The 26574-nt window shown below is 72.9% G+C and carries 20 protein-coding genes; 13 read left to right on the forward strand and 7 right to left on the reverse strand.

From position 1 onward, the window contains the following. Nucleotides 1-70: 70 nt before the first annotated feature. On the reverse strand, nucleotides 71-1699 hold the full coding sequence (gene miaB / locus ACIBBF_RS09890; RefSeq protein ID WP_397412906.1) for a tRNA (N6-isopentenyl adenosine(37)-C2)-methylthiotransferase MiaB: 1629 nt from the start codon (nucleotides 1697-1699) through the stop codon (nucleotides 71-73). A gap of 160 nt (nucleotides 1700-1859) precedes the next feature. On the opposite strand from miaB, the gene ACIBBF_RS09895 reads away from it, so the two are divergent. The 4 genes from ACIBBF_RS09895 to ACIBBF_RS09910 all read left to right on the forward strand — a co-directional run bounded on the left by ACIBBF_RS09895 (nucleotide 1860) and on the right by ACIBBF_RS09910 (nucleotide 5292). After that, nucleotides 1860-2675, forward strand: a complete 816-nt coding sequence (locus ACIBBF_RS09895; RefSeq protein WP_397412907.1) for an amino acid ABC transporter ATP-binding protein — start codon at nucleotides 1860-1862, stop codon at nucleotides 2673-2675. A 59-nt stretch (nucleotides 2676-2734) separates the two neighbouring features. Further along, nucleotides 2735-3577: a glutamate ABC transporter substrate-binding protein gene (locus ACIBBF_RS09900; RefSeq protein WP_397412908.1), complete on the forward strand. Its 843-nt coding sequence runs from the start codon at nucleotides 2735-2737 to the stop codon at nucleotides 3575-3577. Between the two features lie 141 nt (nucleotides 3578-3718). Further along, a complete protein-coding gene (locus ACIBBF_RS09905) occupies nucleotides 3719-4408 on the forward strand; it encodes an amino acid ABC transporter permease (protein WP_397412909.1) in 690 nt (229 codons plus the stop codon). Further along, complete coding sequence (locus ACIBBF_RS09910) at nucleotides 4405-5292, forward strand: amino acid ABC transporter permease (RefSeq protein ID WP_397412910.1); 888 nt, start codon at nucleotides 4405-4407, stop codon at nucleotides 5290-5292. The genes ACIBBF_RS09905 and ACIBBF_RS09910 overlap by 4 nt, the downstream gene beginning before the upstream one ends. 102 nt (nucleotides 5293-5394) lie before the next feature. Here ACIBBF_RS09910 and ACIBBF_RS09915 read toward each other — a convergent pair whose 3' ends face one another. Next, the gene (locus ACIBBF_RS09915; RefSeq protein WP_397412911.1) at nucleotides 5395-7503 is read right to left on the reverse strand and encodes an acyltransferase family protein; all 2109 of its coding nucleotides are present in this window, start codon (nucleotides 7501-7503) and stop codon (nucleotides 5395-5397) included. A 267-nt stretch (nucleotides 7504-7770) separates the two neighbouring features. On the opposite strand from ACIBBF_RS09915, the gene rhaI reads away from it, so the two are divergent. The 3 genes from rhaI to ACIBBF_RS09930 are packed head-to-tail and all read left to right on the forward strand — an operon-like array spanning nucleotide 7771 to nucleotide 12526. Beyond that, nucleotides 7771-8943: an L-rhamnose isomerase gene (gene rhaI / locus ACIBBF_RS09920; RefSeq protein WP_397413056.1), complete on the forward strand. Its 1173-nt coding sequence runs from the start codon at nucleotides 7771-7773 to the stop codon at nucleotides 8941-8943. After that, complete coding sequence (locus tag ACIBBF_RS09925; RefSeq protein ID WP_397412912.1) at nucleotides 8940-11009, forward strand: bifunctional aldolase/short-chain dehydrogenase; 2070 nt, start codon at nucleotides 8940-8942, stop codon at nucleotides 11007-11009. Before rhaI ends, ACIBBF_RS09925 begins: the two co-directional genes overlap by 4 nt. Continuing rightward, a complete protein-coding gene (locus ACIBBF_RS09930) occupies nucleotides 11006-12526 on the forward strand; it encodes a rhamnulokinase family protein (protein ID WP_397412913.1) in 1521 nt (506 codons plus the stop codon). Before ACIBBF_RS09925 ends, ACIBBF_RS09930 begins: the two co-directional genes overlap by 4 nt. Here ACIBBF_RS09930 and ACIBBF_RS09935 read toward each other — a convergent pair. Beyond that, on the reverse strand, nucleotides 12502-13695 hold the full coding sequence (locus ACIBBF_RS09935; RefSeq protein WP_397412914.1) for a substrate-binding domain-containing protein: 1194 nt from the start codon (nucleotides 13693-13695) through the stop codon (nucleotides 12502-12504). The two genes, ACIBBF_RS09930 and ACIBBF_RS09935, sit on opposite strands and share 25 nt — an antisense overlap. Next, nucleotides 13692-15839 carry a hypothetical protein gene (locus tag ACIBBF_RS09940; RefSeq protein ID WP_397412915.1) on the reverse strand — a complete coding sequence of 716 codons (2148 nt, stop codon included), beginning with the start codon at nucleotides 15837-15839 and terminating at the stop codon, nucleotides 13692-13694. The genes ACIBBF_RS09935 and ACIBBF_RS09940 overlap by 4 nt, the downstream gene beginning before the upstream one ends. A 171-nt stretch (nucleotides 15840-16010) precedes the next feature. Between ACIBBF_RS09940 and ACIBBF_RS09945 the strand changes: the two genes are divergently transcribed. The 6 genes from ACIBBF_RS09945 to ACIBBF_RS09970 all read left to right on the forward strand — a co-directional run bounded on the left by ACIBBF_RS09945 (nucleotide 16011) and on the right by ACIBBF_RS09970 (nucleotide 22816). Continuing rightward, nucleotides 16011-17033 (forward strand): hydroxyacid dehydrogenase, encoded by a 1023-nt coding sequence (locus ACIBBF_RS09945; RefSeq protein WP_397412916.1) that lies wholly within the window; start codon nucleotides 16011-16013, stop codon nucleotides 17031-17033. Then, nucleotides 17030-18928 carry a DUF2264 domain-containing protein gene (locus tag ACIBBF_RS09950; RefSeq protein ID WP_397412917.1) on the forward strand — a complete coding sequence of 633 codons (1899 nt, stop codon included), beginning with the start codon at nucleotides 17030-17032 and terminating at the stop codon, nucleotides 18926-18928. Before ACIBBF_RS09945 ends, ACIBBF_RS09950 begins: the two co-directional genes overlap by 4 nt. A gap of 66 nt (nucleotides 18929-18994) precedes the next feature. Further along, nucleotides 18995-20290 carry an ABC transporter substrate-binding protein gene (locus ACIBBF_RS09955; protein ID WP_397412918.1) on the forward strand — a complete coding sequence of 432 codons (1296 nt, stop codon included), beginning with the start codon at nucleotides 18995-18997 and terminating at the stop codon, nucleotides 20288-20290. Beyond that, the gene (locus ACIBBF_RS09960; protein ID WP_397412919.1) at nucleotides 20290-21240 is read left to right on the forward strand and encodes a carbohydrate ABC transporter permease; all 951 of its coding nucleotides are present in this window, start codon (nucleotides 20290-20292) and stop codon (nucleotides 21238-21240) included. The genes ACIBBF_RS09955 and ACIBBF_RS09960 overlap by 1 nt, the downstream gene beginning before the upstream one ends. Further along, nucleotides 21240-22079, forward strand: a complete 840-nt coding sequence (locus tag ACIBBF_RS09965; protein WP_397412920.1) for a carbohydrate ABC transporter permease — start codon at nucleotides 21240-21242, stop codon at nucleotides 22077-22079. Before ACIBBF_RS09960 ends, ACIBBF_RS09965 begins: the two co-directional genes overlap by 1 nt. A gap of 5 nt (nucleotides 22080-22084) precedes the next feature. Then, on the forward strand, nucleotides 22085-22816 hold the full coding sequence (locus tag ACIBBF_RS09970) for a ferredoxin-NADPH reductase (protein ID WP_397412921.1): 732 nt from the start codon (nucleotides 22085-22087) through the stop codon (nucleotides 22814-22816). Nucleotides 22817-23224: 408 nt separating this feature from the next. Here the strand turns inward: ACIBBF_RS09970 and ACIBBF_RS09975 are convergent, their stop codons facing one another. Genes ACIBBF_RS09975 through ACIBBF_RS09985 form a run of 3 tightly spaced genes read right to left on the reverse strand, consistent with a single transcriptional unit; the run spans nucleotide 23225 to nucleotide 26438 of the window. Further along, entirely contained in the window at nucleotides 23225-24085 is an 861-nt protein-coding gene (locus tag ACIBBF_RS09975; RefSeq protein ID WP_397412922.1) for a sugar phosphate isomerase/epimerase family protein, read from the reverse strand. Further along, nucleotides 24082-25311 (reverse strand): dihydrodipicolinate synthase family protein, encoded by a 1230-nt coding sequence (locus tag ACIBBF_RS09980; protein ID WP_397412923.1) that lies wholly within the window; start codon nucleotides 25309-25311, stop codon nucleotides 24082-24084. The genes ACIBBF_RS09975 and ACIBBF_RS09980 overlap by 4 nt, the downstream gene beginning before the upstream one ends. After that, on the reverse strand, nucleotides 25308-26438 hold the full coding sequence (locus ACIBBF_RS09985) for a Gfo/Idh/MocA family protein (protein ID WP_397413057.1): 1131 nt from the start codon (nucleotides 26436-26438) through the stop codon (nucleotides 25308-25310). Before ACIBBF_RS09985 ends, ACIBBF_RS09980 begins: the two co-directional genes overlap by 4 nt. Between the last annotated feature and the right edge of the window lie 136 nt (nucleotides 26439-26574).

Genomic DNA, 26574 nt, shown 5'->3' on the forward strand with positions numbered 1-26574 from the left:
AGGAACCGGGGCGAGGTAGAACCGCAGCAGGACCTGCGGTTCTACCTCGCCCCGGTTCCTGTCCCTGGTGCTACTTCGCGCGGAGGGTGGGCAGGCCCAGGGAGACCGGGCCCGACGGCGCCGGCGTGCCGTGCGAGTGCGTGTCCTCACCGCCGCCGAGCCGGATCTTCTCCCGCTCGGCCCACGCGTCGCCGGATCGGGTGCGGCGCACCGCGAGCGGTCCCGGCGTGACCGGGTCGGCGATCAGGTGGTGCGGGGCGGCCTTCGTCACGGTCACCGTCACCATGTCGCCCGGCCGCGGCAGCCCCTGGGGCACGACGTCGGCCAGGCGCGGGTCGTCCAGGCTCGTCGGCGCGCCGGGAAGGTTCTCTGCGTCCGACGGCAGGCCGAAGTGCACGAGGCGGTTGTCGGCGGCCCGGCCGGACAGCCGACGGCGCGCGCCGTCCTTGCGGCCCGAGTCCTCGGCGACGAGCACCTCCAGCGTGCGCCCGACCTGCCGCTCGGCCTCCTGGGCCCCGATGCGCTCCTGGAGGGCGAGCAGGCGCTCGAACCGCTCCTGCACGACCTCCTTGGGGAGCTGGTCCTCCATGGTGGCGGCGGGCGTGCCCGGGCGGGGCGAGTACTGGAACATGAACGCCGAGCTGAACCGGGACGCCTCGACCACGCGCATGGTCTCGGCGAAGTCCTCCTCGGTCTCGCCCGGGAAGCCGACGATGATGTCGGTGGTGATCGCGGCGTCCGGCATGGCGGCGCGGACGCGGTCCAGGATGCCGAGGAACTTCTCGGAACGGTAGGAGCGGCGCATCGCGCGCAGGATCCGGTCGGAGCCGGACTGCAACGGCATGTGCAGCTGCGGCATCACGTTCGGTGTCTCGGCCATCGCGGCGATGACGTCGTCGGTGAAGGCGGCCGGGTGCGGGGACGTGAACCGCACGCGCTCCAAGCCCTCGATCTGCCCGCACGCCCGCAGCAGCTTGGCGAACGCGCCCCGGTCGCCGAACTCGACGCCATAGCTGTTCACGTTCTGCCCCAGCAGCGTCACCTCGATGGCCCCGGCGGCCACGAGCGCCTCCACCTCGGCCAGGACCTCGCCCGGACGGCGGTCGCGCTCCTTGCCGCGCAGGTGCGGCACGATGCAGAAGGTGCAGGTGTTGTTGCAGCCCACCGAGATGCTGACCCAACCGGCGTACACAGACTCGCGCCGGGTCGGCAGGGTCGACGGGAAGACCTGCAGGGACTCCGCGATCTCGACCTGTGCCGCCTCGTTGTGCCGGGCGCGCTCCAGCAGCACCGGCAGGGCGTCGAGGTTGTGGGTGCCGAACACGACGTCGACCCACGGGGCCTTGGCGACGATGTCGCCGCGGTCCTTCTGCGCCAGGCAGCCGCCGACGGCGATCTGCATGCCCGGACGCGCCGCCTTGATGCTCGCGAGCTGGCCGAGGTTGCCGTACAGCCGGGTCGCGGCGTTCTCGCGGACGGCGCAGGTGTTGATCACCACGACGTCGGCCGTGTTCGCCGCCTCGTCCTCGCGGGTCGCGCGCTGGTAGCCCGCCTGTTCGAGCATGCCGGCCATGTGCTCGGAGTCGTGCACGTTCATCTGGCAGCCGAGCGTGCGCACCAGGTAGGTGCGGGGGCGGTCGTCCGCGGCGCCTGCGGAGGCGGCGTCGGGCAGGGCTGGGGTGAGGGCGGTCGTGGACATCGGGGTCGATTTTACGACCCTCGCGGCGTGCCGCCGAACCGTGCCGGAGGAACGAATTCGCGCAAGAATCAGGGGCAATGCGGTCATCTGTTACCGAAACGTTGTGCTCGGATGACCCGTCGACTTGGTCCCTGAAACATCGGATCGTTAGGTTCAAGGGATGGACCAGAGCACCTCGACCACCGGCCAACCGGCGGCCGACGAGACCGCGGACGCTCCGACGTCGGATCGCGCCCTCGGAGCACCCCTCGTAGAGCTGAAGCACGTGAACAAGCACTTCGGCGCGCTGCACGTCTTGCAGGACATCGACCTCACCGTCCGCAAGGGCGAGGTGCTGGTCGTGATCGGCCCGTCCGGCTCCGGCAAGTCCACGCTGTGCCGGGCGATCAACCGCCTGGAGACCATCGACGACGGCACCATCACGGTCGACGGCAAGGAGCTGCCCGAGGAGGGCAAGGCCCTGGCCAGGCTGCGCGCCGAGGTCGGCATGGTCTTCCAGTCGTTCAACCTGTTCGCGCACAAGACCGTGCTCGACAACGTGACCCTGGGCCCGCGCAAGGTCCGCGGCCTGAGCAAGAAGGACGCGGAGGAGCAGGCCCGCAAGCTGCTGGACCGCGTGGGCGTCGGCAACCAGGCGGGCAAGATGCCCGCCCAGCTCTCCGGCGGCCAGCAGCAGCGCGTCGCGATCGCGCGCGCCCTGGCGATGCAGCCGAAGGTGATGCTGTTCGACGAGCCGACGTCGGCCCTCGACCCCGAGATGGTCAACGAGGTGCTGGACGCCATGGTCGCGCTCGCCCAGGAGGGCATGACGATGATCGTCGTGACCCACGAGATGGGCTTCGCCCGCAAGGCCGCGGACCGCGTGGTCTTCATGGCGGACGGGCAGATCGTCGAGGAGGCTCACCCCGAGGAGTTCTTCACCGCGCCCAAGAGCGAGCGGGCGCGCGACTTCCTGTCCAAGATCCTGACCCACTGATCTCACACCCGATCCCACCCCTCGGGGCCCATCAGGCCCCGGACTACCGAAGGGCAATCATGCGTAAGCACACCATGGGCCTCCTGGCGATGGCGGCAGCCTCGACCCTCGCGCTGTCCGCGTGCGGCAGCAGCCAGGTCGGCGAGCCGGAAGGCGGCTCGTCCGAGGGCGGCGACGGCATCACCATCGGCATCAAGTACGACCAGCCGGGCCTCGGTCTGCAGGACGGCGCCGACTACACCGGGTTCGACGTCGACGTCGCCCGGTACGTCGCGAACGAGCTGGGCTACAGCGAGGACCAGATCACGTTCCGCGAGACGCCGTCGGCCAACCGCGAGAGCATGCTGCAGAACGGCGACGTCGACATGATCTTCGCCACCTACTCGATCACGGACGAGCGCAAGGAAGTCATCGACTTCGCCGGCCCGTACTTCGTCGCCGGCCAGGACCTGCTGGTCGCCGCCGACAACACGGACATCACCGGTCCGGAGGACCTGGAGGGCAAGAACCTCTGCTCGGTCACCGGCTCGACCTCGGCCGAGAAGATCAAGACCGACTACGCCGAGGGCGTGCAGCTTCTGGAGCGCCCGGGCTACGCCGAGTGCGTCACCGCCCTGTCCGCCGGCCAGGTCGACGCCGTCACCACCGACGACATCATCCTCGCGGGCCTCGCCGCGGCGAACGGCGACGGCAACCTCAAGGTGGTCGGCAACCCGTTCTCCGAGGAGCGCTACGGCGTGGGCCTGCCCAAGGGCTCGGACCGGTGCGAGGACATCAACGCCGCGATCACCAAGATGATCGAGGAGGGTGCCTGGGAGGATGCCGTGGCCGCGAACACCGAGGGTGCCGACTACACCCCGAACGCGGACCTCAACCCGCCGACGCCGGACGCCTGCGCCTGACGTCCCTCCAGCGGTGACCGGGATCGCGTCTGAGCTGTCGGACGCGATCCCGTTCGCTGCGGGCGGCGGCACCTCCACCGCCCACGACCTGTCCGACCGGGGCGGGCCCGTCAGGGCAGCGCCTCACCCGAAAGGTGACCCGTGAACGACTATCTGTCCGGGCTCGGCTCGCTCCTGGAGCGGTACGACGTCCTGGGGGCGTTCTGGACCAACATCCAGCTGACGTTCTGGGGCGCTCTGTTCGCCCTGGTGATCGGCACCGTGCTCGCACTGATGCGGATCTCGCCGATCGCCTCGCTGCAGTGGTTCGGCACCGCGTACGTGAACATCTTCCGCAACACGCCGCTGACCATCATCATGACCTTCCTGGTCCTGGCGGTGTGGACGCAGCTCCAGGTCAGCCTGGCCGACGACTTCAACGCGAACTTCTTCCGGTTCGCCGTGGTCGGCCTGTCGGTCTACCACGCCGCGTTCGTGTGCGAGGCGATCCGCTCCGGGGTGAACACGGTGCCCCTCGGGCAGGCCGAGGCCGCCCGGGCGATCGGGCTGTCGTTCCTGCCGGCCGCGCGCCTCATCATCCTGCCGCAGGCGTTCCGCGGCGCCATCGCGCCGCTGGGCAACACGCTCATCGCGCTGCTGAAGAACTCGACGGTCGCCGCCGCGGCCTCGGTCTCCTGGGAGACCGCCTCCACGATGAAGACGATGATCGAGTTCAACGCCAACTACCGCTGGGAGATCTTCGGGTTGTTCGCCATCGGCTACGTGATCCTGGTGATCCCCATCGGTCTGCTGACCACCTGGCTGTCCAACCGTCTGGCGGTGAAGCGATGAGCTCCTCGGTCCTCTTCGACGCACCGGGACCCCGCGCCCGGACCTGGATCCTCGGCGGGAACGTGCTCGGCGTCCTCGCCGCGATCGGGCTGATCGCGTGGTTGCTGAGCGAGCTCGCCGCCAAGGGGCAGCTGTCCTGGGACCTGTGGGGGCCGGCCTTCTCGGCCCGCACGTGGGAGTTCTACCTGCTCCCCGGGCTGATGAACACGCTGCGCGCCGCGGCCTACGCGATCGTCGGCGCCGTCGTGTTCGGCCTCGTCTTCGGCATGGGCCGCCTGTCGCACATCACCGCCGTGCGCTGGGTGAGCGGGGTGGTCGTAGAGTTCCTGCGCGCCGTGCCCGTGCTGCTCATGATGGTGTTCTTCTACGGGCTCTTCGGTCAGCTGCTGCCCGGCGTGGCCGACAAGGCGTTCGTCGCCGTCGTCGTGGCGCTCATCCTCTACAACGGCTCCGTCATCGCCGAGCTGGTGCGGTCCGGTGTGGGGAACCTGCCGAACGGCCAGGGCGAGGCCGGGCTCGCGATCGGTCTCACGCGGGGACAGACCCTGCGCTCGATCCAGCTCCCGCAGGCCCTCGTGGCGATGCTTCCGGCCATGGTCTCGCAGGTCGTGGTCGTCCTGAAGGACTCCGCGCTCGGGTCGATCATCGGCTTCAGCGAGCTGCTCCGGAGCGGTCAGATCGTCTCCTCCGGCGACGGCAACCCGCTGCAGGTGCTCGCCCTCGTGGCCGTGGTGTTCATCCTCGTGAACTGGCTGCTGACCGTCGTGGCCCACAAGCTGTCCGGCCTGCTGTCGAGCCGCACGTCCGGGTCCACGGATGCCGGGCCGGGTATCGGCAACCCGACCGCGGTGGCGGATGCCGCCGGCGGGCACGGGAACATCTGACAGGTCCCGGAACACCTCGGGGACGGGGGCGGGGGGGGGGGGGGGGGGGCGCCCCCCGGGGGGCCCCCCCCCCCCCCCCCCCCCCCCCCCCTGGCCGCCGGGTCAGCCGGCGAACAGCCACGGGGCGTCGCGGTGCAGGAGGGTGTCCAGGTAGGGCGCCACCGTGCGGACGTACGTGGCCGAGATGTGGTCGTCGTCGCGGTACACCAGCACGTTGCCCACGACGGCGGGGCACTCGTCGGCGGTGCACAGCGCGTCGGTGAGGTCGAGCGGGACCAGCGAGTCGGGGATCCCGGCCGTCGTGGTGAGCGGGTCGGGCGCGCCCAGGAGGTCCGCGCGGGCGCGTCCGCAGTCGCCGTCGGCGCCGTGCTCCGCGACGCAGTCCACGGGGTTGGTCTCGAACCGCATGTTGTCGCGGAGGGCGAGGACGGGCACGCCCTTGGCGTCCAGCTTCTGCCAGGCGGCGAGCTGACCGGGCAGGATGCGTTCGGCCGTGCCGGCGGCGACACCCGTCTCGGTGCCGTCCACGACCACGGCGTCGGGCGCGATCCCGTCCAGCACGCCCACGAGGCTCTCGTTCCACGGCCGGCACGACGGGAAGCCCTGCACCTCCGTCGCCGGGTCCTGCATGCGGCAGCCCTGCTTGGCGACGAGGACGAGGTGCCAGCCGTTCTCCTCGGCGATGCGCTCGAAGGCCGGCACCCACTGCATGATGTGCGAGGCGCCCACCATCGCGACGGTCCGCGTCGGCGTCTCGGGCGTGGTGATGTCGCAGGTCAGCACGTCGATGTCGTTCGGCATCTCGCGGCCGTGCCCCTGCACGCAGCCGGGCTGCACCTGAGACTGCGGCAGGTCCTCGGCGGCTACCACCGGGTTCGGCCGCACGGCCGCGTCGCGGGGTGTCGCGCCCTGGGTCAGGGCGAGGGCGCCCGGGTACCGCTCGGAGGGGACGGGCGCGTCGAGCGCGGCGAGCTCGGCGGCCTGCTGGCGCTCGGTGGCGTTCGCCCAGAGGCCCGTGGGCACGGCGACCAGGGCGATGGCGAGCACGGCGGCGACCAGGGCCGGCCGGTCGCCCCGCCGGTCCCGGAAGGCCTGGGCGCCGCGGGCCACCGTGAGGTCCGTGAGCCAGGCGAGCAGCACGGCGACCGCGAGGATCACCACCGCGCCGCGGATCCCGACCTGGTCCCGGTCGCGCAGGTTCAGGTACGCGATCAGCAGCGGCCAGTGCCAGATGTAGAGGCTGTAGGAGCGGTCGGCCACCCACGTGAGGGGGCGCCAGCCGAGGAAGCGCATCAGGGGGGTCGGCGTGGTCGCGGCGCGGTCACCGCCCGAACCGAACATGACGAACAGGGTGCCGAGCACCGGCCACAGCGCCAGCGGACCGGGGAACAGCGACCCGCCGTCGAGCACGAAACCACAGGCGACGACCAGGGCGAGCCCGGTCCAGGCGAGGGCCGGGCGCACCGCGTCGGGCACCCGCACCCAGCGGCCCAGCAGGAACGCGAGCGCCCCCGCGCCGAGCTCCCAGAACCGGGCGCCGGAGTGGAAGTACGCCACGGCCTGGTCGGCCGCGGCGAGCTGGGCCGCGAACACGAAGGACCACACGGTGGCCACGGCGGTGACCACGGTCAGCGCCGGGCCGGCGGCGACGCGGGCCCGCCGGGCCACCCAGGCCGTCAGGAGGATGACGAGCGGCCACGCCAGGAAGAACTGGGCCTGGACCGACAGGGACCAGAAGTGCTGCACCGGGCTGGTGCCCGGACCCGCCGCGCCGTAGGCGAGCTGCCCCGAGATCATCTCCCAGTTCACCCAGTACGTGGCAGTCGCGAAGATCTCGCGGAGCGTCTGCAGCCACGTGTTCTGGGGTGCCGTGAGCACCATGAGCAGGGTGGTGGCGGCCAGCACCACCAGGGCGGGCGGCGCCAGGCGCACGAACGTGCGGCCCCAGTAGGCGACCGGGTCGAGAGCCCGTCGCTCGGCCCGCCGCAGCAGCGTCGCCGTGGCGAGGTAGCCGGACACCACCAGGAAGACGTCCACGCCGCCGGAGACCCGGCCGTGCCCGAACAGGTGGAACATCACCACGAGGGCCAGGGCGAGGCCGCGCAGGCCGTGCAGCTCCGGCACCCAGCTCGATCGGGCGCTCGCGCTCGGCGCGCCCTCGGCGGCGGCCGGGCTGACGTGGCGCGGGGAGGGGCGGGACAGCGTGGTCATGTGTTCTCCGTTGCGGTGCCCGGTGGGGGCATTATCCCTACCGGATTGGCCGGACAAGGCTACTCCCGATCCCGGGGTACCGATCCACCTCGCCGCCGGCCGCGCGCGGACAGGGCGGGGTTGACCCGGGCCGAACCGCCGCCTAGGCTCCCACTGAACCGCGATGAATCGATTCATCGTTCGGATCGGCACCGGTTCGAGGCGGCCGTCGCGAGGATGCGCGACCGCCGGTGCGTGACGAGGCGCGACAAGGAAGGATCACCCGTGGTGGGCACGGATCAGATCGCGGCGGCCCAGGCGGCGCTGCAGCAGCAGACCATCGAGCTCCCGTCCTGGGCGTTCGGCAACTCCGGCACCCGGTTCAAGGTCTTCGGCCAGCCCGGCGTGCCGCGCGACCCGTTCGAGAAGCTGGCCGACGCCGCCCAGGTGCACCGGTACACCGGTGTCGCCCCGCGGGTCAGCCTGCACATCCCGTGGGACCTCGTCGACGACTTCGGTGCACTGGCCCGGCACGCCGAGGACCTGGGCGTGCGGATCGGCATGATCAACTCGAACGTCTTCCAGGACGACGACTTCATGCTCGGCTCCCTGGCCCACCCGGACCCCCGGGTCCGGGCCAAGGCCGTGGACCACCACAAGCAGTGCATCGACGTCATGCGGGCCACGGGTTCCAAGGACCTCAAGGTCTGGCTGTCGGACGGACTCAACTACCCCGGCCAGGACTCCATCCGCGCCCGCCAGGACCGGATCGCACAGTCGCTGGCCGAGATCTACGCCGCGCTCGACGACGACCAGCACATGGTGCTGGAGTACAAGTTCTTCGAGCCGGCCTTCTACGTGACCGACGTACCGGACTGGGGCACGTCCCTGCTGCACGTCCTGGCGCTGGGTGACCGGGCCAAGGTGGTGCTCGACACGGGCCACCACGCGCCCGGCACCAACATCGAGTTCATCGTGGCGCAGCTCCTGCGCCAGGGCCGCCTCGGCGCCTTCGACTTCAACAGCCGCTTCTACGCGGACGACGACCTCATGGTCGGCGCCGCGGACCCGTTCCAGCTCTTCCGGATCATGCACGAGATCGTGCAGGCCGGGGCGCACGCCCCCGACAGCGGGGTGAACTTCATGCTCGACCAGTGCCACAACATCGAGCCGAAGATCCCCGCCCAGATCCGGTCGGTCATGAACGTCCAGGAGGCCACGGCGAAGGCGCTGCTCGTGGACGCCGAGGCGCTCGCCGCCGCCCAGCGGGCCGGCGACGTGCTGGGGGCGCACGCCGTGCTCATGGACGCCTACGACACCGACGTCCGGCCGCTGGTCGCGCAGGTGCGCGAGCAGATGGGCCTGGACCCGAACCCGACCGCGGCCTTCGCGGCGTCGGGCTACGCCGAGCAGATCGCGAGCGAGCGCGTCGGTGGCGCGCAGGCTGGATGGGGAGCATGAACGACGTCGTGCAGGACCTGGTGAGCCGGTCGAACCGGCTGGGCTCCGACCCGCGGGTCACCAACTACGCGGGCGGCAACACCTCCGCGAAGGGCACCGCCACGGACCCGGTCACGGGTGAGCCCGTGGAGCTGCTCTGGGTCAAGGGTTCGGGCGGCGACCTGGGGACGCTGCGGCCGGAGGGGCTGGCCGTGCTGCGGCTGGACCGGGTGCGGGCGCTGGCGGACGTGTACCCGGGCCTGGACCGCGAGGACGAGATGGTCGCCGCGTTCGACTACTGCCTGCACGGCAAGGGCGGCGCGGCACCGTCGATCGACACCGCCATGCACGGCCTGGTCGACGCCGCGCACGTGGACCACCTGCACCCCGACGCGGGTATCGCCGTGGCGACGGCGGCCGACGGCGAGGCGCTCACTCGCGAGATCTTCGGCGACCAGGTCGTGTGGGTACCGTGGCGCCGCCCCGGCTTCCAGCTCGGCCTGGACATCGCGGCGATCAAGGCGGCGAACCCGCAGGCCATCGGCTGCGTCCTGGGCGGGCACGGCATCACCGCCTGGGGGGACACCAGCGAGGAGTGCGAGGCGCGGTCGCTGGAGATCATCCGGCGGGCCGAGGAGTTCATCGCGTCCCGCGCGGCGGCCCCGGCGACCGGGGCCAGGCACCCGTTCGGCCCCGTCCGCCCCGGCTTCGAGGCCCTGCCCGACGACGAGCGCCGGGCCCGTGCGGCTGCGCTCGCCCCCGTGATCCGCGGCCTGGCCAGCACCGACGCGCCGCAGGTGGGGCACTTCACCGACTCCGACGTGGTGCTCGACCTGCTGGCCCGCGAGCGGCTCGTGCCGCTGGCCGAGCTGGGCACGTCGTGCCCCGACCACTTCCTGCGGACGAAGGTGAAGCCGCTGGTGGTCGACGTCCCGACGACGGCGTCGGTCGAGGAGACCGTCTCCGCGCTGCGGACCGCCCACGCGGCGTACCGCGCGGACTACGCCGCCTACTACGAGCGCGGTGCGTCCGCTGCGCGCTCGCGGGGCGAGGAGCCACCGGCGATGCGCGGCGCGGACCCGGCGATCGTGCTGGTACCGGGCGTGGGCATGTTCTCCTACGGGCGCACCAAGCAGACGGCGCGCGTGGCCGGCGAGTTCTACGTCAACGCGATCAACGTGATGCGCGGCGCCGAGACGATCTCCACCTACACGCCGATCCCGGAGCCGGAGAAGTTCCGCATCGAGTACTGGGCCCTGGAGGAGGCCAAGCTGCGGCGCATGCCCGCCCCCAAGCCGCTGGCGACGCGGGTCGCCCTGGTGACCGGGGCGGCGTCGGGCATCGGCCGGGCGATCGCGGCCCGGCTGGCCGCCGAGGGCGCGTGCGTGGTGGTCGCGGACCTGGACGCCGGGAAGGCAGCCGCGGCGGCGGCCGAGCTCGGTCCGGCCGACGTCGCGGTGGGCGTGGCCGCGGACGTGTCGTCCGAGGCGGACGTGCGGGCCGCGGTGCGGGAGGCCGTGCTCGCGTTCGGCGGCGTCGACCTCGTGGTGAACAACGCCGGGCTGTCCCTGTCCCGGTCGCTGCTGGAGACCACGGAGGCCGACTGGGACCTGCAGCACGACGTCATGGCCAAGGGATCGTTCCTGGTCTCACGTGAAGCGGCACGGGTGCTCGTCGACCAGGGCATGGGCGGCGACATCGTCTACATCTCCTCGAAGAACTCCGTGTTCGCGGGGCCCAACAACATCGCCTACTCCGCCACCAAGGCCGACCAGGCGCACCAGGTGCGGCTCCTGGCCGCCGAGCTCGGCGAGTACGGGGTCCGCGTGAACGGCGTGAACCCCGACGGGGTGGTGCGCGGGTCGGGCATCTTCGCCTCCGGCTGGGGCGCCAACCGTGCCGCCGTGTATGGCGTGCCCGAGGAGAAGCTCGGCGAGTTCTACGCCCAGCGCACCCTGCTCAAGCGCGAGGTGCTGCCGGAGCACGTCGCGAACGCCGTGTTCGCGCTGTGCACCTCCGACTTCTCGCACACGACCGGGCTGCACGTGCCCGTCGACGCGGGCGTGGCCGCGGCGTTCCTCCGGTGACCGGGACCGCGCCCGCGGGCGGGAGCCCCGGCTTCATCGCCGTCGACCTGGGCGCGACGAGCGGCCGGGTCATGCTGGGGGTGCTGCACGGGTCCGCGCGCACCCCCGCCGCGGACGGCGGTCCCCGGGTCGAGCTCGTCGAGTGCGGCCGGTTCGCCAACGGCCCGCGGCCGGACGAGCACGGTGCGCTGCGGTGGGACGTGCGGGCGCTCTGGCGCGGGGTGCTCGGCGGGCTGCGGTCCGCGGGTGACCTCGCGCGGGAGCGGGGCGTCACGATCCGGGGCATCGGCGTGGACGCGTGGGCCGTGGACCACGCGTTCCTCGACGCGTCCGGCGGGCTGGTGGCGGACCCGTTCAGCTACCGCGACCCGCGCACCGGTCCCGTGCCCGAGGACGTGTACCGGAGGATCCCCTTCGCCGACCACTACGCCGTCAACGGGCTTCAGCACCTGCCGTTCACGACGGAGTTCCAGCTCGTCGCCGGTCAGGACGGCGACGAGTGGGCCCGTGCGCGGCACCTGCTGCTGGTACCCGACCTGATCACGTCCTGGCTCACGGGCCGTCACGTCGCGGAGGTGACCAACGCGTCCACCACCGGGCTGCTCGACGCGACCTCCCGCACCTGGTCGGCGGGGCTCCTGGACCGGCTCGCGGCGGAGTACCCGGCGCTCGCCGGACTCCGGGACCGGCTGCCGGAGCTCGTGGAGCCGGGCACCGTCGTCGGGCACCTGGTGCCCGGCGTCCGGGAGGCGACCGGGCTCGGCGAGGTGCCGGTGCTCGCGGTCGCCTCGCACGACACGGCGTCCGCCGTGGCGGCGACGCCGCTCGGGGCGCGGGGCGCGTACGTCTCGTCGGGCACGTGGTCGCTGGTCGGCCTGGAGCTGCCGGCGCCCGTGCTCACCGCGGCGAGCCGCGCGGCGAACTTCACCAACGAGCTCGGCCTGGACGGCACCGTGCGCTACCTGCACAACGTCATGGGCCTGTGGGTGCTCGACGAGTGCGTCCGTGCCTGGACCCAGGACGACGGCGCGCCCGTCGACCTGCCCGCCCTGCTGGCGGAGGCGGCCGCCGAACCCGGCGCCCGCTGCCTGGTCGACGTGGACGGCGGCGAGTTCCTCGCCCCGGGCGACATGCCGCGCCGCGTGTCGGATGCCGTCGCCCGCCGCGGCGTCGAGCTGCCCGGTACGCGGGCGGCGCTGGTGCGCGTGGTGCTCGACAGCCTCGCGGACTCCACCGCGCGGGCCGTCTCCGCCGCGTCGTCCCTGGCCGGCGTGGTCGTCGACACCGTGCACGTGGTGGGCGGCGGCTCACGGAACGAGCTGCTGTGCCGCCTCACCGCCCGGGCCACCGGGCTGCCGGTGGTCGCCGGGCCGGTCGAGGCGACCGCGCTCGGGAACGTGCTGGTGCAGGCCCGCGCCGTGGGCGCCCTGCCGGGCACCGCCGACCTGACCGTGCTGCGCGACGTGGTGCGCGCGAGCACGGACCTGCGCCGCTACGAGCCCGAGCCGGCGGGCTGACCGGCGCTCGACGCCCGCACGATCAACCGGGGGTTCAGCTCGATCCGGTGCACCGGGCGGTCGGCGTCGGCGAGCCGCCGGGTCAGCAGCTCCACCGCGCCCGCACCGATCGCCGTCTTGGGCGGGCTCACGGCGGTGAGGGGCGGGTCGGCCAGGCCCGCCACCTCGTCGTCGTAGGCGATCACGGCGAGGTCCGCGGGCACCCGCACACCCCGTTCGCGGGCCTGCTCCACCAGCGAGATCGCCTCCCGGTCGGAGTGCACCAGGAGCGCCGTCACGCCCGTGTCCGCGCACCGGTCCAGCACGGACGCGGCATCCTCCGCCCAGCCGGGGTCGGACAGCGGCACCGTCTCCACGTCCAGCACGACGTCGAGGTCGAGCCCGTCCGTCACCGCGAGGAACCCGCGGCGCACGGCGGCCGAGTGCGGGCTGGTCCGCGACGTCACCAGGCCCACCCTCCGGTGGCCGCGCTCCGCGATGTGGCGCGCCGCCGTCCCCGCGCCGAGCGCATGGTCCGTGGCGACCGACTCCAGCGGCTCGCGGTACGGGCCCGCCGCCAGGCGGCGCTCCATCAGCACGACGGGCAGGTTCAGGCCGGCGAGCCAGTCACCGAGCCGCGTGGCGTCGGGCCCGTCCACGGGCGGCGCCACGAGCAGGCCGTCGACCCCCGGGGCGTCGTCGTCGCCGACGAGCGCCGAGAGCTGGTGGCGGATCTGCTCGACGTCGTACGACCCGCCCCGCAGGATCAGCCGCGCGGTGCCGTGCGCGGCCGCGCGCGCACCGCGGATCACCTCGGGCCAGTAGTAGTCGAGCGACGGCACGACCATGCCGATGGTCGGCCGCCCGTCGTCCTCCGCGAGCATCCCCTCCGGCAGGGGGACACCCGTGCCCGCCCCGGTGCGCGCGCCCAGGCCGGTGCCGGCGCCGGTCCCTGCGCTGGTGCCCGCGCTGGTGCCCGCGCTGGTTCCGCGGGCGGGGATCCGGGCGCCGCCGTGCACCTTCTCCAGCGCGCCCTCGGCCACGAGCAGCGTCAGGTCCCGCCGCACGGTCACGGGGGTCACGCCGAGCCACCGCGACAGGTCGCTCACGCGCGCCGACCCCGTCTCCCGCACGCGCGCGATCAGGCGCTCCCGACGCTCGCTCGGCAGCGGCGCTTCCTGCTGCGTCATGCATCCTCCTGCGGTCCGGACCCGGTGGGTCTCATGGTGACCCGGAACGTGCCCGACGGCGCCTCTGCGCGCGCCGTGAGCCGCAACCGGGTCAGGTGTTCACCCCAGACGGCGGACAGCTCGGGGTCGTCCAGCGTGCGCACGTCGAGCGCGGCGTCGACGGCCCGAGGATCCCACGTGACCGCGAGTGCGCGGCGGGGTGGCGTGCCGGTGTCGTCGGCGGCCGGGTGCCCTGCTGCGTCGCCGGTGGCGCCGGTGGTGCGGGTGGTGCGGGTGGCGCCGGTCGGGGGAGTGCCGCCCGGGCGCATGGCGGCCGGGGGCGTGGCATCCGGGGGTGTGTCGTCCGGCGTGAACCGGACGACCGCGCGGCCGGGGGTGAGGTGGACGTCGCCCGCGAGCATCCAGTGCCACGCCGTCGGCCCGACCGGTGGCGCGAGCACCTCGTCGGCGAACCGCCAGGAGTCCTCGACGGTCACGCACTCGGCGGCCGGGTCCAGCGTCACCGCCCGCCACCACTGCTCCAGCCCGGCCACGGGATAGACCCCGGCCAGCTCGACCCGCGCCTGCCAGCCGGCTGCCCGGCCGGCCGGCACACCGGCTGTGCCGACGTCGAACGCAGGGTCCGTCGCGTCATGGGGGCCGACAACGCGACGGACCTCACGTTCGACGTCGCCCGCGGTGCTGGAGCCCGGGCCGCCGGTGGCCGGGCCCCCGGAGCTCGCGGCGTCCGACACCTCGAAGGCGGTCGCGGCGTACTCGGGGCCCGGGGGCTGCTCCACGCCGCGCACCCGCGGCACGTTGTGCCAGTCGCCCCGGACCGCCCACAGGTCGTAGCGGTCCGGTCCGAACGTCCCCGCGCGGTAGGTGGGCTTGCCGGCGTCGACGACCACCGGGACGCCGTCGAGCGCCACGATCACCGAGCCCACGTCGACGTGGTTGTGGTTCTCGTCGTTGTGCCCGCCCTTGACCGACACCACGAGCCCGCGGGTCGAACCCGGCGTGGTCCGCGCGACCGCGACACCCGTGGCCGGGAACGTGGCCCGCCCCACCAGCGGCGGCGCGGTGGCCGGGGCGTCCGCCCAGGCCGCCGACAGCAGGCCGACGGCGCGAGGCAGCGAGGCGCGCTCGTCGAACAGCCCGCCGGGCCGCCCGCGGTACGACGCCGCGTGCTGCTCCGCCTCCTTCTCGCCCACCCGCAGCGCCCAGGCGTGCACGACGTTCCAGGGCCAGGTCGCGAGGGGCCGGGCGGCGCCGTCGGCGACGTTGACGTACCAGTCGCCGCCCAGGTGCATCGCGTGCGGGAAGGACAGGGTGGCGCGGATGCGCTCCAGTGCCGCCGGTCCGGGGTCCACCCCGGCGAACGCCAGCAGGTCCTGCGCCTCCAGTGCGCGGGCGGCGCCCTGCCACCAGTAGTGGTACCCCTCGTCCACCCCGCCGTCGGCAGGCAGCGTGGCCCAGTACGCGGCGATGCCCTGCGCCACGAGCGCGGTGGTGGCCCGGCGGCGGTCCGGGTCCTCCTCCAGCGCGAGGTTCGCGGCCAGCACGTTGCCCTGGATCCAGGGGCTCCAGTTCATGATCGGGTGGTCGACGCCGAGCCACCACCAGTCCCGCCGGTCGGTGAAGGGCCGCAGCACCCGGGCCTGCGCCTCCTGCCGGATGCGCCAGCGCACGCCGGGCGCCCGCTCGTCGAGCGCGGGCCCGAGCAGGTGGTCGACCCAGGCGAGCTGGCCGGCCACCTCGCCCGCGCCGAGGTCCAGGTAGTGGTCCGTGACCGTGGGCGTGACCCGGCCGAAGCGGTCGAACGTGTCGTCGTGCGCGGCCCAGCACCAGGTCGACTGCTCGCACAGCAGCAGCACGCCGTCGACCACCTCGTCGAGCCGGTCTGCCGCCGGTTCGACGAGCGCCGCCAGGGTGGCGCGGGTCAGGCGGGCCTGGCGCGCGGCGACGTGCGCCTCGTAGACCGTGCGGTCGCCGTCGCCGTCGCGGAAGAACCGGGCGTACTGCGAGGCCAGGGGTTGCGGCCAGGGGGTGCCGCGCTCGGCGGCGGCCACGGTGAGCGCGGGGGCGAGGGTGCCCGCCACGCGGCGCGCGGTCCAGAAGCTGCGGGACGTGACGTCGGGCGCAGGCAGCGACGCTGCTGTCATGTGCGTGTCTCCAATGATCGAAAATGATCGTAGTAGAACTCTTGGTGGTGCGCCAGGGGCTTGCCAACGGCCGGACCGGTGGGCTTCAATGGGCGCACCCGATCATTGATGATCGGAAGTGTTCGTCTGAACGGTCAGGTGAACGCGGACTCGATGGAGAGGAGCGCGGTGGTGCGGCGACCTGAGGCCCTGCTCGTCATGGACGACCGGGCGCTGCGTATGCAGTTCGGCCCCGACGAGGACTCGCGGCTGCGTGCGATCGCGAGGCTCGGCGAGCCGGCGCGCGTGACCGCCTACGACACACCGGAGGCGAGGGCCCGCCTGGCCGACGTCGAGGTGCTGGTCACCTCGTGGGGTGCGCCCCGGATCACGGCCGGCGTGCTCGACCTCGCCCCGAACCTGCGGGCCGTGCTCCACTGCGCGGGCTCGGTCCGGTCGCTGGTGTCCGACGCCGTGTGGGACCGCGGGCTTCTCGTCACCAACGCGGTGACGGAGAACGCGCTGCCCGTCGCGGAGTTCACGGTGGCCGCGATCCTCATGGCGGGCAAGAAGGCGCCGTTCCTCGCGAACATCGCCCGCAAGCGCCGGGACGACTGGTCCTACCTCGAGGAGCACGGTGCCCTGTCCAACCGTGACCGGGTGATCGGCATCGTCGGCTTCTCCCGGACGGGCCGGCAGGTGGTGACGCGGCTGACGGTGCCGGGCTCCGGACCCGAGACCCGCGAGATCCTCGTCGCGGACCCGTACGCCGACCCGGCCGCGGTGGCCGCAGCCGGCGCCCGCCTGGTGCCGCTCGACGAGCTGCTGGCGGCCTCCGACATCGTGTCGCTGCACGCCCCCGAGCTGCCCTCGACGCGCAAGCTGATCGGCGCACGGGAGCTTGCCCTGCTGCCCGACGGCGCCACGCTGATCAACACCGCGCGCGGCGCCGTCGTCGACACCGCGGCGCTGGAGCGCGAGTGCTCCACCGGCCGCCTCTACGCGATGCTCGACGTCACCGACCCGGAGCCGCTGCCCGCGTCGTCGGTGCTCTACGACCTGCCGAACGTCATGATCACGCCGCACGTCGCGGGCTCGCTGGGCACCGAGACCCGGCGGATGACGGCGGCCGCGCTCGACGAGCTGGAGCGGTACGCCCGGGGCGAGGCCTCCCGCAGCGCCGTGACGCGCGAGGACATGGAGTTCGTCGCATGACCGCCCGCACCGGCGCCGAGGAGCGCGCCTGGCTCGCCGCCTACGCCGACAGGCTGCTGGCGGCCGTCGAGCCCTACGCGTCGCCGAGCGGGTCGCTCGTCACGCTGCCGGGCACACCCGGCGGGTACGGCACGGCCGTGGACGGGCTGGAGGGCTTCGCACGCACGTTCCTCCTGGCGGGCTTCCGGCTCGCGGGCGAGGACGGCGCGGACCCCACGGGCCTCGCCGAGCGGTACGCCGCGGGCCTGGCCGCCGGCACCGACCCCGCGCACCCCGAACGCTGGACCCGGCCGGACGAGCACGGCCAGGCCAAGGTCGAGGCCGCCTCGCTGGCGCTGATCCTCGACCTGACGCGGCCGTGGATCTGGGACCGGCTGGCACCGTCGGCCCAGGAGCACGTGGTCGGCTACCTCGCGTCCGTGGTGGGCGACGACGACTACCCCGACAACAACTGGGTCTGGTTCCGGATCGTCGTGGAGACGTTCCTGCGGTCGGTCGGCGGCCCGTTCTCCGCGGACGACGTCGCCCGGGACCTCGCCGCCCACGACCGGTTCCGCCGCCCGGGCGGCTGGTTCGCGGACGGCCCGGAGCGCAGCTTCGACCACTACGCGGGCTGGGCCCTGCACCTGTACCCCGCACTGTGGGCGCGCATGCCCGGCGCGGCCGACGTCGCCGCGGCGGCCGGCGACGACCTGGCCGTGCGCTCGGCGTCGGACCGGGAGCACCTGGCGCGCTACCTGGACGACGCGCTCGCGCTGGTCGGCGCCGACGGAGCGCCCCTGCTGCAGGGCCGCAGCCTCACCTACCGCTTCGCGGCGGCCGCCCCGTTCTGGGCCGGTGCCGTGGCGGGCGTGGGCCGGCCGGGTCAGCTTCGGGAGGCGGCCACCCGCATCGTGCGGCACTTCGCCGACCACGACGTGCCCGGTCCGGACGGGCTGCTCACGCTCGGCTGGCACCAGCCCTGGCGGCCCCTCGCACAGCGGTACAGCGGCACCGGGTCGCCGTACTGGGCGAGCAAGGGCCTGCTCGGGCTCGCCCTGCCCGCCACGCACGAGGTGTGGACGGCGGCGCCCGAGCCGCTCCCGGTCGACGTCGGCGACGTGCTCACCGTCGCGGCCGCACCCGGCTGGGCCGTCAGCGCCACGCAGGACGACGGGATCGTACGCGTGATCAACCACGGCACCGATCACGCGCTGCCCGGCACGGACGGCGGGGACTCGCCGCTGTACGCGCGGCTCGGCTACTCGACCGCGACCTCCCCGCTCCTGGACCCCGAGGCGTGGCTCTCGCCGCTGGACCAGTCGGTGGTGCTGCTCGACGCAGCCGACCGGGCCACCCACCGGGCGGGCTTCGAGACCGTGCCCGTGGAGTGCGGTCCGCCGGACGCTCCCGGTCGCCCCGCCGTGGCCGTCGCGCTGGGGTCCGTGGCCGGCGCGCACTGGCTTCGCGCGGACACCACCGCACCCGACCACGGGTCCGGTCGGCCCGGCACCGCTACGGCGGCCGGGGAGATCACCACCGTGTCGATCGTGCGCGGTGCCTGGGAGGTTCGGCTGGTGCGGGTCGCGGTCGGGGCCGACGCCCGGGCGACGGCGCTCCGCATCGGCGGCTGGGCCGCCGGCCCCGACCTGGACTCGACCCTGGTGCCGCTGCTCGGTGACGTCGCCCCGGTGAGCGGGTCGACCACGCACGACGACGCCACGCCGCTCGCCGGGCCGACCACCACCCCCTGGCTCCGGTACACGCCGTTGCCGGCCGGCTGGACCGGCGTCGGCGTCCGCCTCGGGCGGGGTGCCGCCGGACCGCAGGACCCGGCGCCCCGGCTCGAGCTCACCCCCGGCCAGGCCGTCGTGACCTGGCCGGACGGCGCGCTGACCACGGCAACCCTGCCCTGACCCACCCCGCGCCCCGATGACTCCCTCACCGGGGCGCCGCAGGACCGAACTCGAAGGAGAGTAGGAATGAACCGCAAGATCACGAGCGCGTTCGGCATCGCCGCCGTCGCGTCGCTGGCCCTCACCGGGTGCGGCAGCCAGGAGGAGCCCGCGGCCGCCGACGGCCCGGTCACCATCAGCCTGGCCGGCTGGGACTTCGCCTCCACGCCGGAGTTCCAGACGCTCGCCGACGCCTATCACGAGGCGAACCCGGACGTCACCGTGGAGCTCAAGGAGTACCCCGCGGGTGACGACTACGACACGGCCCTCACCGCGGACCTGTCCGCGGGCGCGGCGCCGGACGTCTTCATCGTCAAGAACCTGAAGAACTACATCACGTTCCAGGAGGGCGGCACGCTCCTCGACATCTCCGACGTGGCGGCCGACCTCGACCCGGCCACGGGCGGCCTGGAGCAGATGGCGGTCGACGGTGCCACCTACGCGGTGCCGTACCGCCAGGACTCGTGGCTCCTGTACTACAACAAGGACCTCTTCGAGAAGGCCGGCGTCGACCTGCCCGACGGGTCCTGGACCTGGGACGACTACGCCGAGGCCGCCGAGCAGCTCACCGAGGGCATCGGTGAGAAGGAGGTCACGGGCACCTACCTGCACAGCTGGCAGTCCACCGTGCAGGGCTTCGCCCTCGCGCAGACGCCGGGCGCCTCGCTCGACGGCGGCGACTTCTCATTCCTGGCCCCGTACTACGAGCGCGAGCTCGCGCTGCAGGACGCCGGCGCACAGCCGTCGTACGCGACCGTGACCACGAACGAGCTGGCCTACCAGTCGCAGTTCGGCACCCAGAAGGCCGCGATGCTGCCGATGGGCTCCTGGTACATCGGCACGCTGGTGGCGGAGCAGGAGTCGGGCGCCGCGGACACCTTCGAGTGGGGCATCGCGCCGATCCCGCAGCTCGACGAGTCCACGACCGGCACGGAGAACACCCCCGTCACGTTCGGTGACCCGACCACGATGGGCATCAGCTCCGCGATCGACGAGTCCAAGGTCGAGACCGCGAAGGACTTCCTCCGGTTCGCCGCGGGTCCCGAGGGTGCCGCGGCGCTCGCCGGGATCGGCATCACGCCGGCCCTGATCGACGACACGGTGGCCGACGCGATCTTCGGGCTCGACGGCACGCCGCAGGACGACCTGTCCCGCTTCGCCTACACGACGCACGACACCCTGCCGGAGAACCCGGTGGGTCAGCAGACGGCCGCGATCCAGACCATCCTGGGCGAGACGCACTCGGCGATCATGTCCGAGTCCACCCCGGTGGACGAGGCGATCACGGAGGCCGAGGAGCGCGTCGCCAACGAGGTCGGCTGATGGCGACACCTGTCGCCGACGACCGGCGGACGCTCGGGCTCACGCAGCCCGGGCGCCCGCCGCTCCGGAAGCCGCGCACGTCGCTCAAGCTACGCAACGCGCTGGTGGGCTGGACGTTCATCCTGCCGAACTTCATCGGCTTTGCCGTGCTCACGCTCGTGCCGGTGCTCACGCTCTTCTACATCTCGCTGACGAGCTGGAACATCTTCGGCGCCGCCCAGTGGGTGGGCCTGGACAACTTCGAGCGCCTGATCGGCGACAAGAGCTTCCACACCGCGCTCGGTAACACGTTCTACTACGCCGCGCTGCACATCCCGATCACCATCGTCGTGTCGCTGAGCCTGGCGCTGCTGCTGAACCAGAAGCTGCGCGGCGCCGCGTTCTTCCGCACGGTCGCCTTCTTCCCGTACATCACGTCGATCGTCGCGGTCGCCGTGGTGTGGAACATGCTGTTCAGCCCCGAGTACGGGCCGATCAACCAGTTCCTGAGCCTGTTCGTGGGCGGTGAGATGCCCGGCTGGACGGTCTCCAAGGACTGGGCGATGCCCGCGGTGATCATCGTGGGCACCTGGAAGGACATGGGCTACTACATGCTCCTGTTCCTGGCCGGCCTGCAGACCGTGCCGGGTGAGCTGCACGAGGCCGCGCGGATCGACGGTGCGAACGCCTGGCAGCGGTTCTGGAACGTCACGCTGCCCTGCCTGCGGCCCACGATGTTCTTCGTGACGGTCATGGTCACGATCCAGAGCTTCAAGGTCTTCGACCTGATCCTCGTCATGACCGACGGCGGCCCGGGTCAGGCGACCCTCGTGCTCAGCCAGTACATCTACCAGAAGGGTTTCGAGCAGTTCGAGTTCGGCTACGCCTCGGCCGTCGCCGTCGTCCTGTTCTTCATCTGCATCACCGTGACCGTGGTGCAGTTCCTGTACAACAAGCGGAAGGAGGCATGATGGCCGCCCGCCCGTCCGCCCTCCGGAGGTCCGGCCGGGTGCTGCTCTACGCGGTGATGATCGTCGCCGCGGCGGGCATCATGCTCCCGTTCGCCTGGATGGTGATCTCGTCCCTCAAGCAGAACAACCAGGTGTTCACGGCGCCCGTGGAGTGGATCCCGGACCCCGTGCAGTGGCGCAACTACCTCGACATCTGGGTCAAGGCCGACATGGTCACCTGGGTGCGCAACACCCTGGTCCTCTCGGTCGCGGTGACGGCACTGCAGGTGCTCACCGGGAGCTTCGCCGCCTACGGCTTCGCCAAGATGCGCTTCCCGGGCCGCGATGCGCTCTTCCTGCTGTACATCGGGACCATCGCCGTGCCCTGGCAGTCCTACATGATCCCGCAGTTCCAGATGCTCTCGAGCTGGGGCCTGAACAACACGCTGTGGGCGATCATGCTGCTCCAGGCGTTCGGCGCCTTCGGGGTGTTCCTCATGAAGCAGTACTACGAGTCGATCCCCGACTCGTTGTCGGAGGCGGCGCGCATCGACGGGCTCAACGAGTACGGCATCTGGTGGCGCATCATCATGCCGCTGTCGGTGCCGGCGCTGGCGTCGCTGACGATCATCACCTTCGTCTCGACGTGGAACGACTACCTCGGTCCCCTCATCTACCTGCGCGACCGCGAGCTGTGGACCATCCAGATCGGCCTGCAGTCGTTCATCGGCGAGTACAACGCCGAGCACGCGCTGATCATGACGGGCTCCGTGCTGTCGGTGCTGCCGATCGCGCTGATCTTCCTGCTCGGCCAGCGGTACTTCGTGCAGGGCATCGCGACGACGGGCGTGAAGGGATGAGTTCCGTGGGTTCCGTGGGTTCCGTGGGTTCCGTGGGTTCCGTGGGTGCGGGCCGGGCCGGTGCCGGCTCCGCCGCGCGGCGCCGGCGGGTCCTGATCGGTCCCGAGACGTACGAGCTGGTGTTCGGCACGGTCTACACGGGCCTCATGACCAACCTGCTGCTGGCGGTCGCCTGCCTGCCGCTGGTGGCCCTGGTCGTGGCGACCGACGTCGCCGCGACCTGGCCGCTCGCGGCCCTCACGGCACCCCTGCTCGGCCCGGCCCTGATCGCCGCGTTCGCGGTGTTCGGCAGCTTCAGCGCGGACGGGTCGACGGCGGTGGTGCGCACCTTCGCACGCGCCTGGCGCCGGCACCTGCGCCGGGGACTGGCGATCGGGGCGCTCGCCACGGGGGCCGTCGTCGTGGCCGCCGTCGACATCCTGTTCTTCTGGGGCCGGACGGCCGGTGCGGTCGCGATCCCGGTGCTGGTCACGCTGGCCGTGGGTGCGATCGCGACCGCAGTCCTCGCTCTGACCGCCGTGCCGGAGATGCCGGGTGCACGCCTGCGCGACGTACTCCTGGCTGCCCTCGTCCTCGGCGCGCGCCGCTGGTACCTCACGACCGGCGCACTCGTCGTGCTCGGCCTGGTGGTGTCGCTCGTGGCGACCCGCCCGGCGGTCGGCCTGGGCTTCGCGGCCGCCCCGCTCCTGTTCGCGGTCTGGGGCGCCTGCCGCTTCGCCCTGCGCTCCGCCCGCTAGACCCGCCACGCGGCTCCGCCCGTGCGGCCTGCCCGTCAGGTCCGCTGTTCGCCTGCCTGCCAGGCCCGCTGCTCGGCCCGCCAGGCCGGCCGCTTGGCCTGCCCGACCTGCTCGGTCTGCCCGACCTGCTCGGCGTGTCCTCTCGGCCCGCCTCGGCCGGTGCGTCCCGCTCGCCGACTCGTCCAGGCGGAAAGGTGCCCCGCGGAGGTGGGTTGCGGACAGTAGACAACGTCTACAGACAGCAACCCACCTCCGCGGGGCACCTTCACTGACGCCGCAGCGCGGCCTCCGCCTCCCGGTCTCAGGGTCGAGCCGCGGGGCCGCCGGGCCGCGAGGCCTTGGGGCCTCGGCGCGCCGAGGCCCGAGGGCCCGACGCCCCCGTATCGCAGCGGCCCCGCCCGGAGCCGCTCAGAGGTGCGGGGCCACGTGCTGCTGGTAGCGGTCCAGGACGGTCGCCGCCGTCTCCGCCGCGGGGCGGGCCCAGATCTCCTCGTTGAAGATCTCGGTCTCGACGTCGCCCACGTACCCCGCGTCACGCACCCACGAGGTGATCGTCGCGAAGTCGACGTACCCGTCGCCCACGTGAGCGCGCGAGTTCAGCGGCTCGGCCGCCAGCGGCAGTGCCCAGTCGCACACCTGGTACGACGCGATGCGGTCCTCCCGCCCGGCCCGGGCGATCGACTGCCGTAGCGCCGGGTCCCACCACACGTGGTAGGTATCGACCACGACACCCACCTCGGACGGCGCGAACGGAGCCGCCAGGTCCAGCGCCTGCGCCAGCGTCGAGATCACGGCCCGGTCGGCGGCGAAGATCGGGTGCAGCGGCTCCAGCACGATCCGCACGCCGTGCTCCGCGGCGAACGGCACCAGGTCGGCGATGCGGTCGGCCACCCGGCCGCGCGTCGCCACGAGGTCGCGGTCCACGTCCGGCGTCGGGGCGCCGCCCGGCGTCGAGCCCACGAGCCCACCGACGACGAAGACCAGCTCGGCGGTGCCGATCGTCGCGGCCTCCTCGATCGCCAGCTTGTTGTCGTCGAGCGCGGCGCGGATGCCGGCGTCGTCCGCCGCGGTGAGGAACCCGCCGCGACACAGGGACGACGCGCGCAACCCGGCGTCCGCGATGATGCGCGCCGCCTGCGGCGCACCGACTGCCTGCACCACGTCGCGCCACGGCCCGACGGCGCCGAAGCCCGCCGAGGCCGCCGCCTCGCACGCCTCGGCCAGCGAGGCGTGCTTGACGGTGGCGGTGTTCAGTGATGCCCGGCTCATGCGGTCACCCCGTTCGTCGCGAGGAATGCCCGCAGCCGCGCGGCGGCCAGGGGCGGGTCGAGCAGCATGCCGCAGCCGTCGGCCAGGCGGGCCAGCTCGACCAGGTGCCGCACCGACCGGCCGGAGTGCAGGCCGCCCACCAGCGAGAACCCGGACTGGAACCCGTTCAGCCAGGACAGGAACGCGATGCCGGTCTTGTAGTAGTACGTCGGCGCGGCGAAGATGTGCCGCCCCAGTGCCTCGGTCGACGCCAGGATCCTGTGGCCGCCCTCGGCGTCCCCGGCGTCGAACGCCTGCAGGGCCGTGGAGGCCGCCGGGTAGATCGCGGCGAAGATGCCGAGCAGCGCGTCCGAGTGGCCCTGCTCGTCGCCCGCGATGAGCTCCGGGTAGTTGAAGTCGTCTCCGGTGTACAGGCGGGGCCGCGCGCCGTCGTCCGACGCCGGCAGCGCCGCCAGCGCCCGGCGCAGGCCCACCTCGTGGGCGGCGTCGAGCAGCGAGACCTTGACGCCGTCGACCCGTGCCTGGTGCGCGCGGATCAGGTCGAGGAACGTCGCGGTGGCGTCGTCCACGGAGTCCGAGCCCCAGTAGCCCGCCAGCGCCGGGTCGAACATGGTGCCAAGCCAGTGCAGGATCACCGGCTGGTCGGCCTCGGCCAGCACGGCGTCGTACACGCGGGCGTAGTCCTCGGGGCCGCGGGCGACCTGGGCCAGCGCGCGGGACGCCATCACGATGACCTGCGCCCCGGCGTCCTGCACCACGTGCACCTGCTCGCGGTAGGCCTCGGTGACGACGGCCAGGCCGGCGTCACCGGGTTCGAGCGCTGCGACGACCGCCGGGTCGAGCTGATCCGTGCCCGCACCGCACGCGACGCGCGCGCCCACGGACGCCGCCTCGGCTGCCGAGCGCCGGACGAGCTCCTGCGTCGCCGCCCAGTCCAGGCCCATGCCGCGCTGGGCGGTGTCCATGGCGTCGGCCACGCCGAGCCCGTGCTCCCAGATGCGGTGCCGGTAGGCGAGGGTCGCGTCCCAGTCGACGACGGCGGGTGCGCCCGGCACGTTCTCCGCACCGACCTGTGGCACCACGTGGGCGGCCGCGAAGGCGATGCGGGACGTGATCGGGCCCGACGGCGTCGTCCACGGGCCGGGGGCGTTCAGCTCGACGGCCTCGGAGCCGGTGACCCGGCCCTCGGCGTCGAACAGGGGGAGGACGACGGCGACCCCGCTCACAGGGTGATCTCCGGGATGTCGATGCGGCGGCCCTCCGCCGACGACCGCAGGCCCAGCTCCGCGAGCTGCACGCCGCGCGCGGCCGAGAGCAGGTCGTAGCGGTGCGGGCGCCCGGCCACGACGTCGCGCAGGAACTCCTCCCACTGCAGCTTGAAGCCGTTGTCGAGGTCGGCGTTCGCGGGGACGTCGAGCCACTGGTCGCGGAACGGCTCGGTGACCGGCAGGTCCGGGTTCCAGACCGGCTTGGGGGTGTGCGCGCGGTGCTGGGCGCGGCACTCGCGCAGGCCGGCTACGGCGGAGCCGTGCGTGCCGTCCACCTGGAACTCGACCAGCTCGTCGCGGAACACCCGCACGGCCCACGACGAGTTGATCTGCGCCACGACGTCGTCCCCGCCCGGGGTGGTGACGTCGAAGATGCCGTACGCGGCGTCGTCGGCCGTGGCGGCGTACTCGCGGCCCTGCTCGTCCCAGCGGGTCGGGATGTGCGTGGCGGTCTTCGCGGTCACGGTCTTGACCTGACCGAGGATGCCCTCCAGCACGTAGTTCCAGTGGCAGAACATGTCGGTGGTGATGCCGCCGCCGTCCTCGGCGCGGTAGTTCCACGAGGGGCGCTGGGCGGGCTGCGAGTCGCCCTCGAACACCCAGTAGCCGAACTCGCCGCGCAGCGACAGGATGCGGCCGAAGAAGCCCTCGTCCACCAGGCGGCGCAGCTTCACCAGGCCCGGCAGGTACAGCTTGTCGTGCACGACGCCGACGGTCACGCCGGTCTCGGCCTGCAGCCGCGCGAGGTCGATGGCCTCGGCGAGGGTCTCCGCCGTCGGCTTCTCGGTGAAGACGTGCTTGCCCTGCTGCATCGCCTTGGTCAGCGTCGCGGCGCGCAGGTTGGTCATCGCGGCGTCGAACACGATGTCGGCGTCCTTGATGGCCGCGTCGACGTCGGTGGTCCAGTGCTCGACGTCGTGCTTGGACGCGAGCTCCTTGAGCTTGTCCGCGTTGCGGCCCACCAGCACGGGCTCGACCTGGACGCGCGAACCGTCGGCGAGCGTGACGCCGCCCTGGTCGCGGATCGGCAGGATCGAGCGCACGAGGTGCTGGCGGTACCCCATGCGGCCGGTGACGCCGTTCATGGCGATGCGAAGTGTGGTCACGGGCGGGACTCCATCGTCGGTGTTCGTCCGCGGACTGTCGCGCAGTCCGGGAATGCGCTTTCCGGGCTGACAATAGCGCAGGTTTCCGGGGGAGTACATGGATGGTGCTGACCGT

Origin of the sequence: Promicromonospora sp. NPDC050880 (assembly GCF_044456525.1) — a bacterium.
Classification (GTDB): Bacteria; Actinomycetota; Actinomycetes; order Actinomycetales; family Cellulomonadaceae; genus Promicromonospora.

Excerpts from the sequence above, each read along its gene's own strand:
- miaB (WP_397412906.1), bottom strand. The coding sequence starts at position 1,699 with ATGTCCACGACCGCCCTCACCCCAGCCCTGCCCGACGCCGCCTCCGCA.
- ACIBBF_RS09895 (WP_397412907.1), top strand. The coding sequence starts at position 1,860 with ATGGACCAGAGCACCTCGACCACCGGCCAACCGGCGGCCGACGAGACC.
- ACIBBF_RS09900 (WP_397412908.1), top strand. The coding sequence starts at position 2,735 with ATGCGTAAGCACACCATGGGCCTCCTGGCGATGGCGGCAGCCTCGACC.
- ACIBBF_RS09910 (WP_397412910.1), top strand. The coding sequence starts at position 4,405 with ATGAGCTCCTCGGTCCTCTTCGACGCACCGGGACCCCGCGCCCGGACC.
- ACIBBF_RS09915 (WP_397412911.1), bottom strand. The coding sequence starts at position 7,503 with ATGACCACGCTGTCCCGCCCCTCCCCGCGCCACGTCAGCCCGGCCGCC.
- ACIBBF_RS09925 (WP_397412912.1), top strand. The coding sequence starts at position 8,940 with ATGAACGACGTCGTGCAGGACCTGGTGAGCCGGTCGAACCGGCTGGGC.
- ACIBBF_RS09935 (WP_397412914.1), bottom strand. The coding sequence starts at position 13,695 with ATGACGCAGCAGGAAGCGCCGCTGCCGAGCGAGCGTCGGGAGCGCCTG.
- ACIBBF_RS09940 (WP_397412915.1), bottom strand. The coding sequence starts at position 15,839 with ATGACAGCAGCGTCGCTGCCTGCGCCCGACGTCACGTCCCGCAGCTTC.
- ACIBBF_RS09950 (WP_397412917.1), top strand. The coding sequence starts at position 17,030 with ATGACCGCCCGCACCGGCGCCGAGGAGCGCGCCTGGCTCGCCGCCTAC.
- ACIBBF_RS09955 (WP_397412918.1), top strand. The coding sequence starts at position 18,995 with ATGAACCGCAAGATCACGAGCGCGTTCGGCATCGCCGCCGTCGCGTCG.
- ACIBBF_RS09960 (WP_397412919.1), top strand. The coding sequence starts at position 20,290 with ATGGCGACACCTGTCGCCGACGACCGGCGGACGCTCGGGCTCACGCAG.
- ACIBBF_RS09965 (WP_397412920.1), top strand. The coding sequence starts at position 21,240 with ATGGCCGCCCGCCCGTCCGCCCTCCGGAGGTCCGGCCGGGTGCTGCTC.
- ACIBBF_RS09975 (WP_397412922.1), bottom strand. The coding sequence starts at position 24,085 with ATGAGCCGGGCATCACTGAACACCGCCACCGTCAAGCACGCCTCGCTG.
- ACIBBF_RS09985 (WP_397413057.1), bottom strand. The coding sequence starts at position 26,438 with ATGAACGGCGTCACCGGCCGCATGGGGTACCGCCAGCACCTCGTGCGC.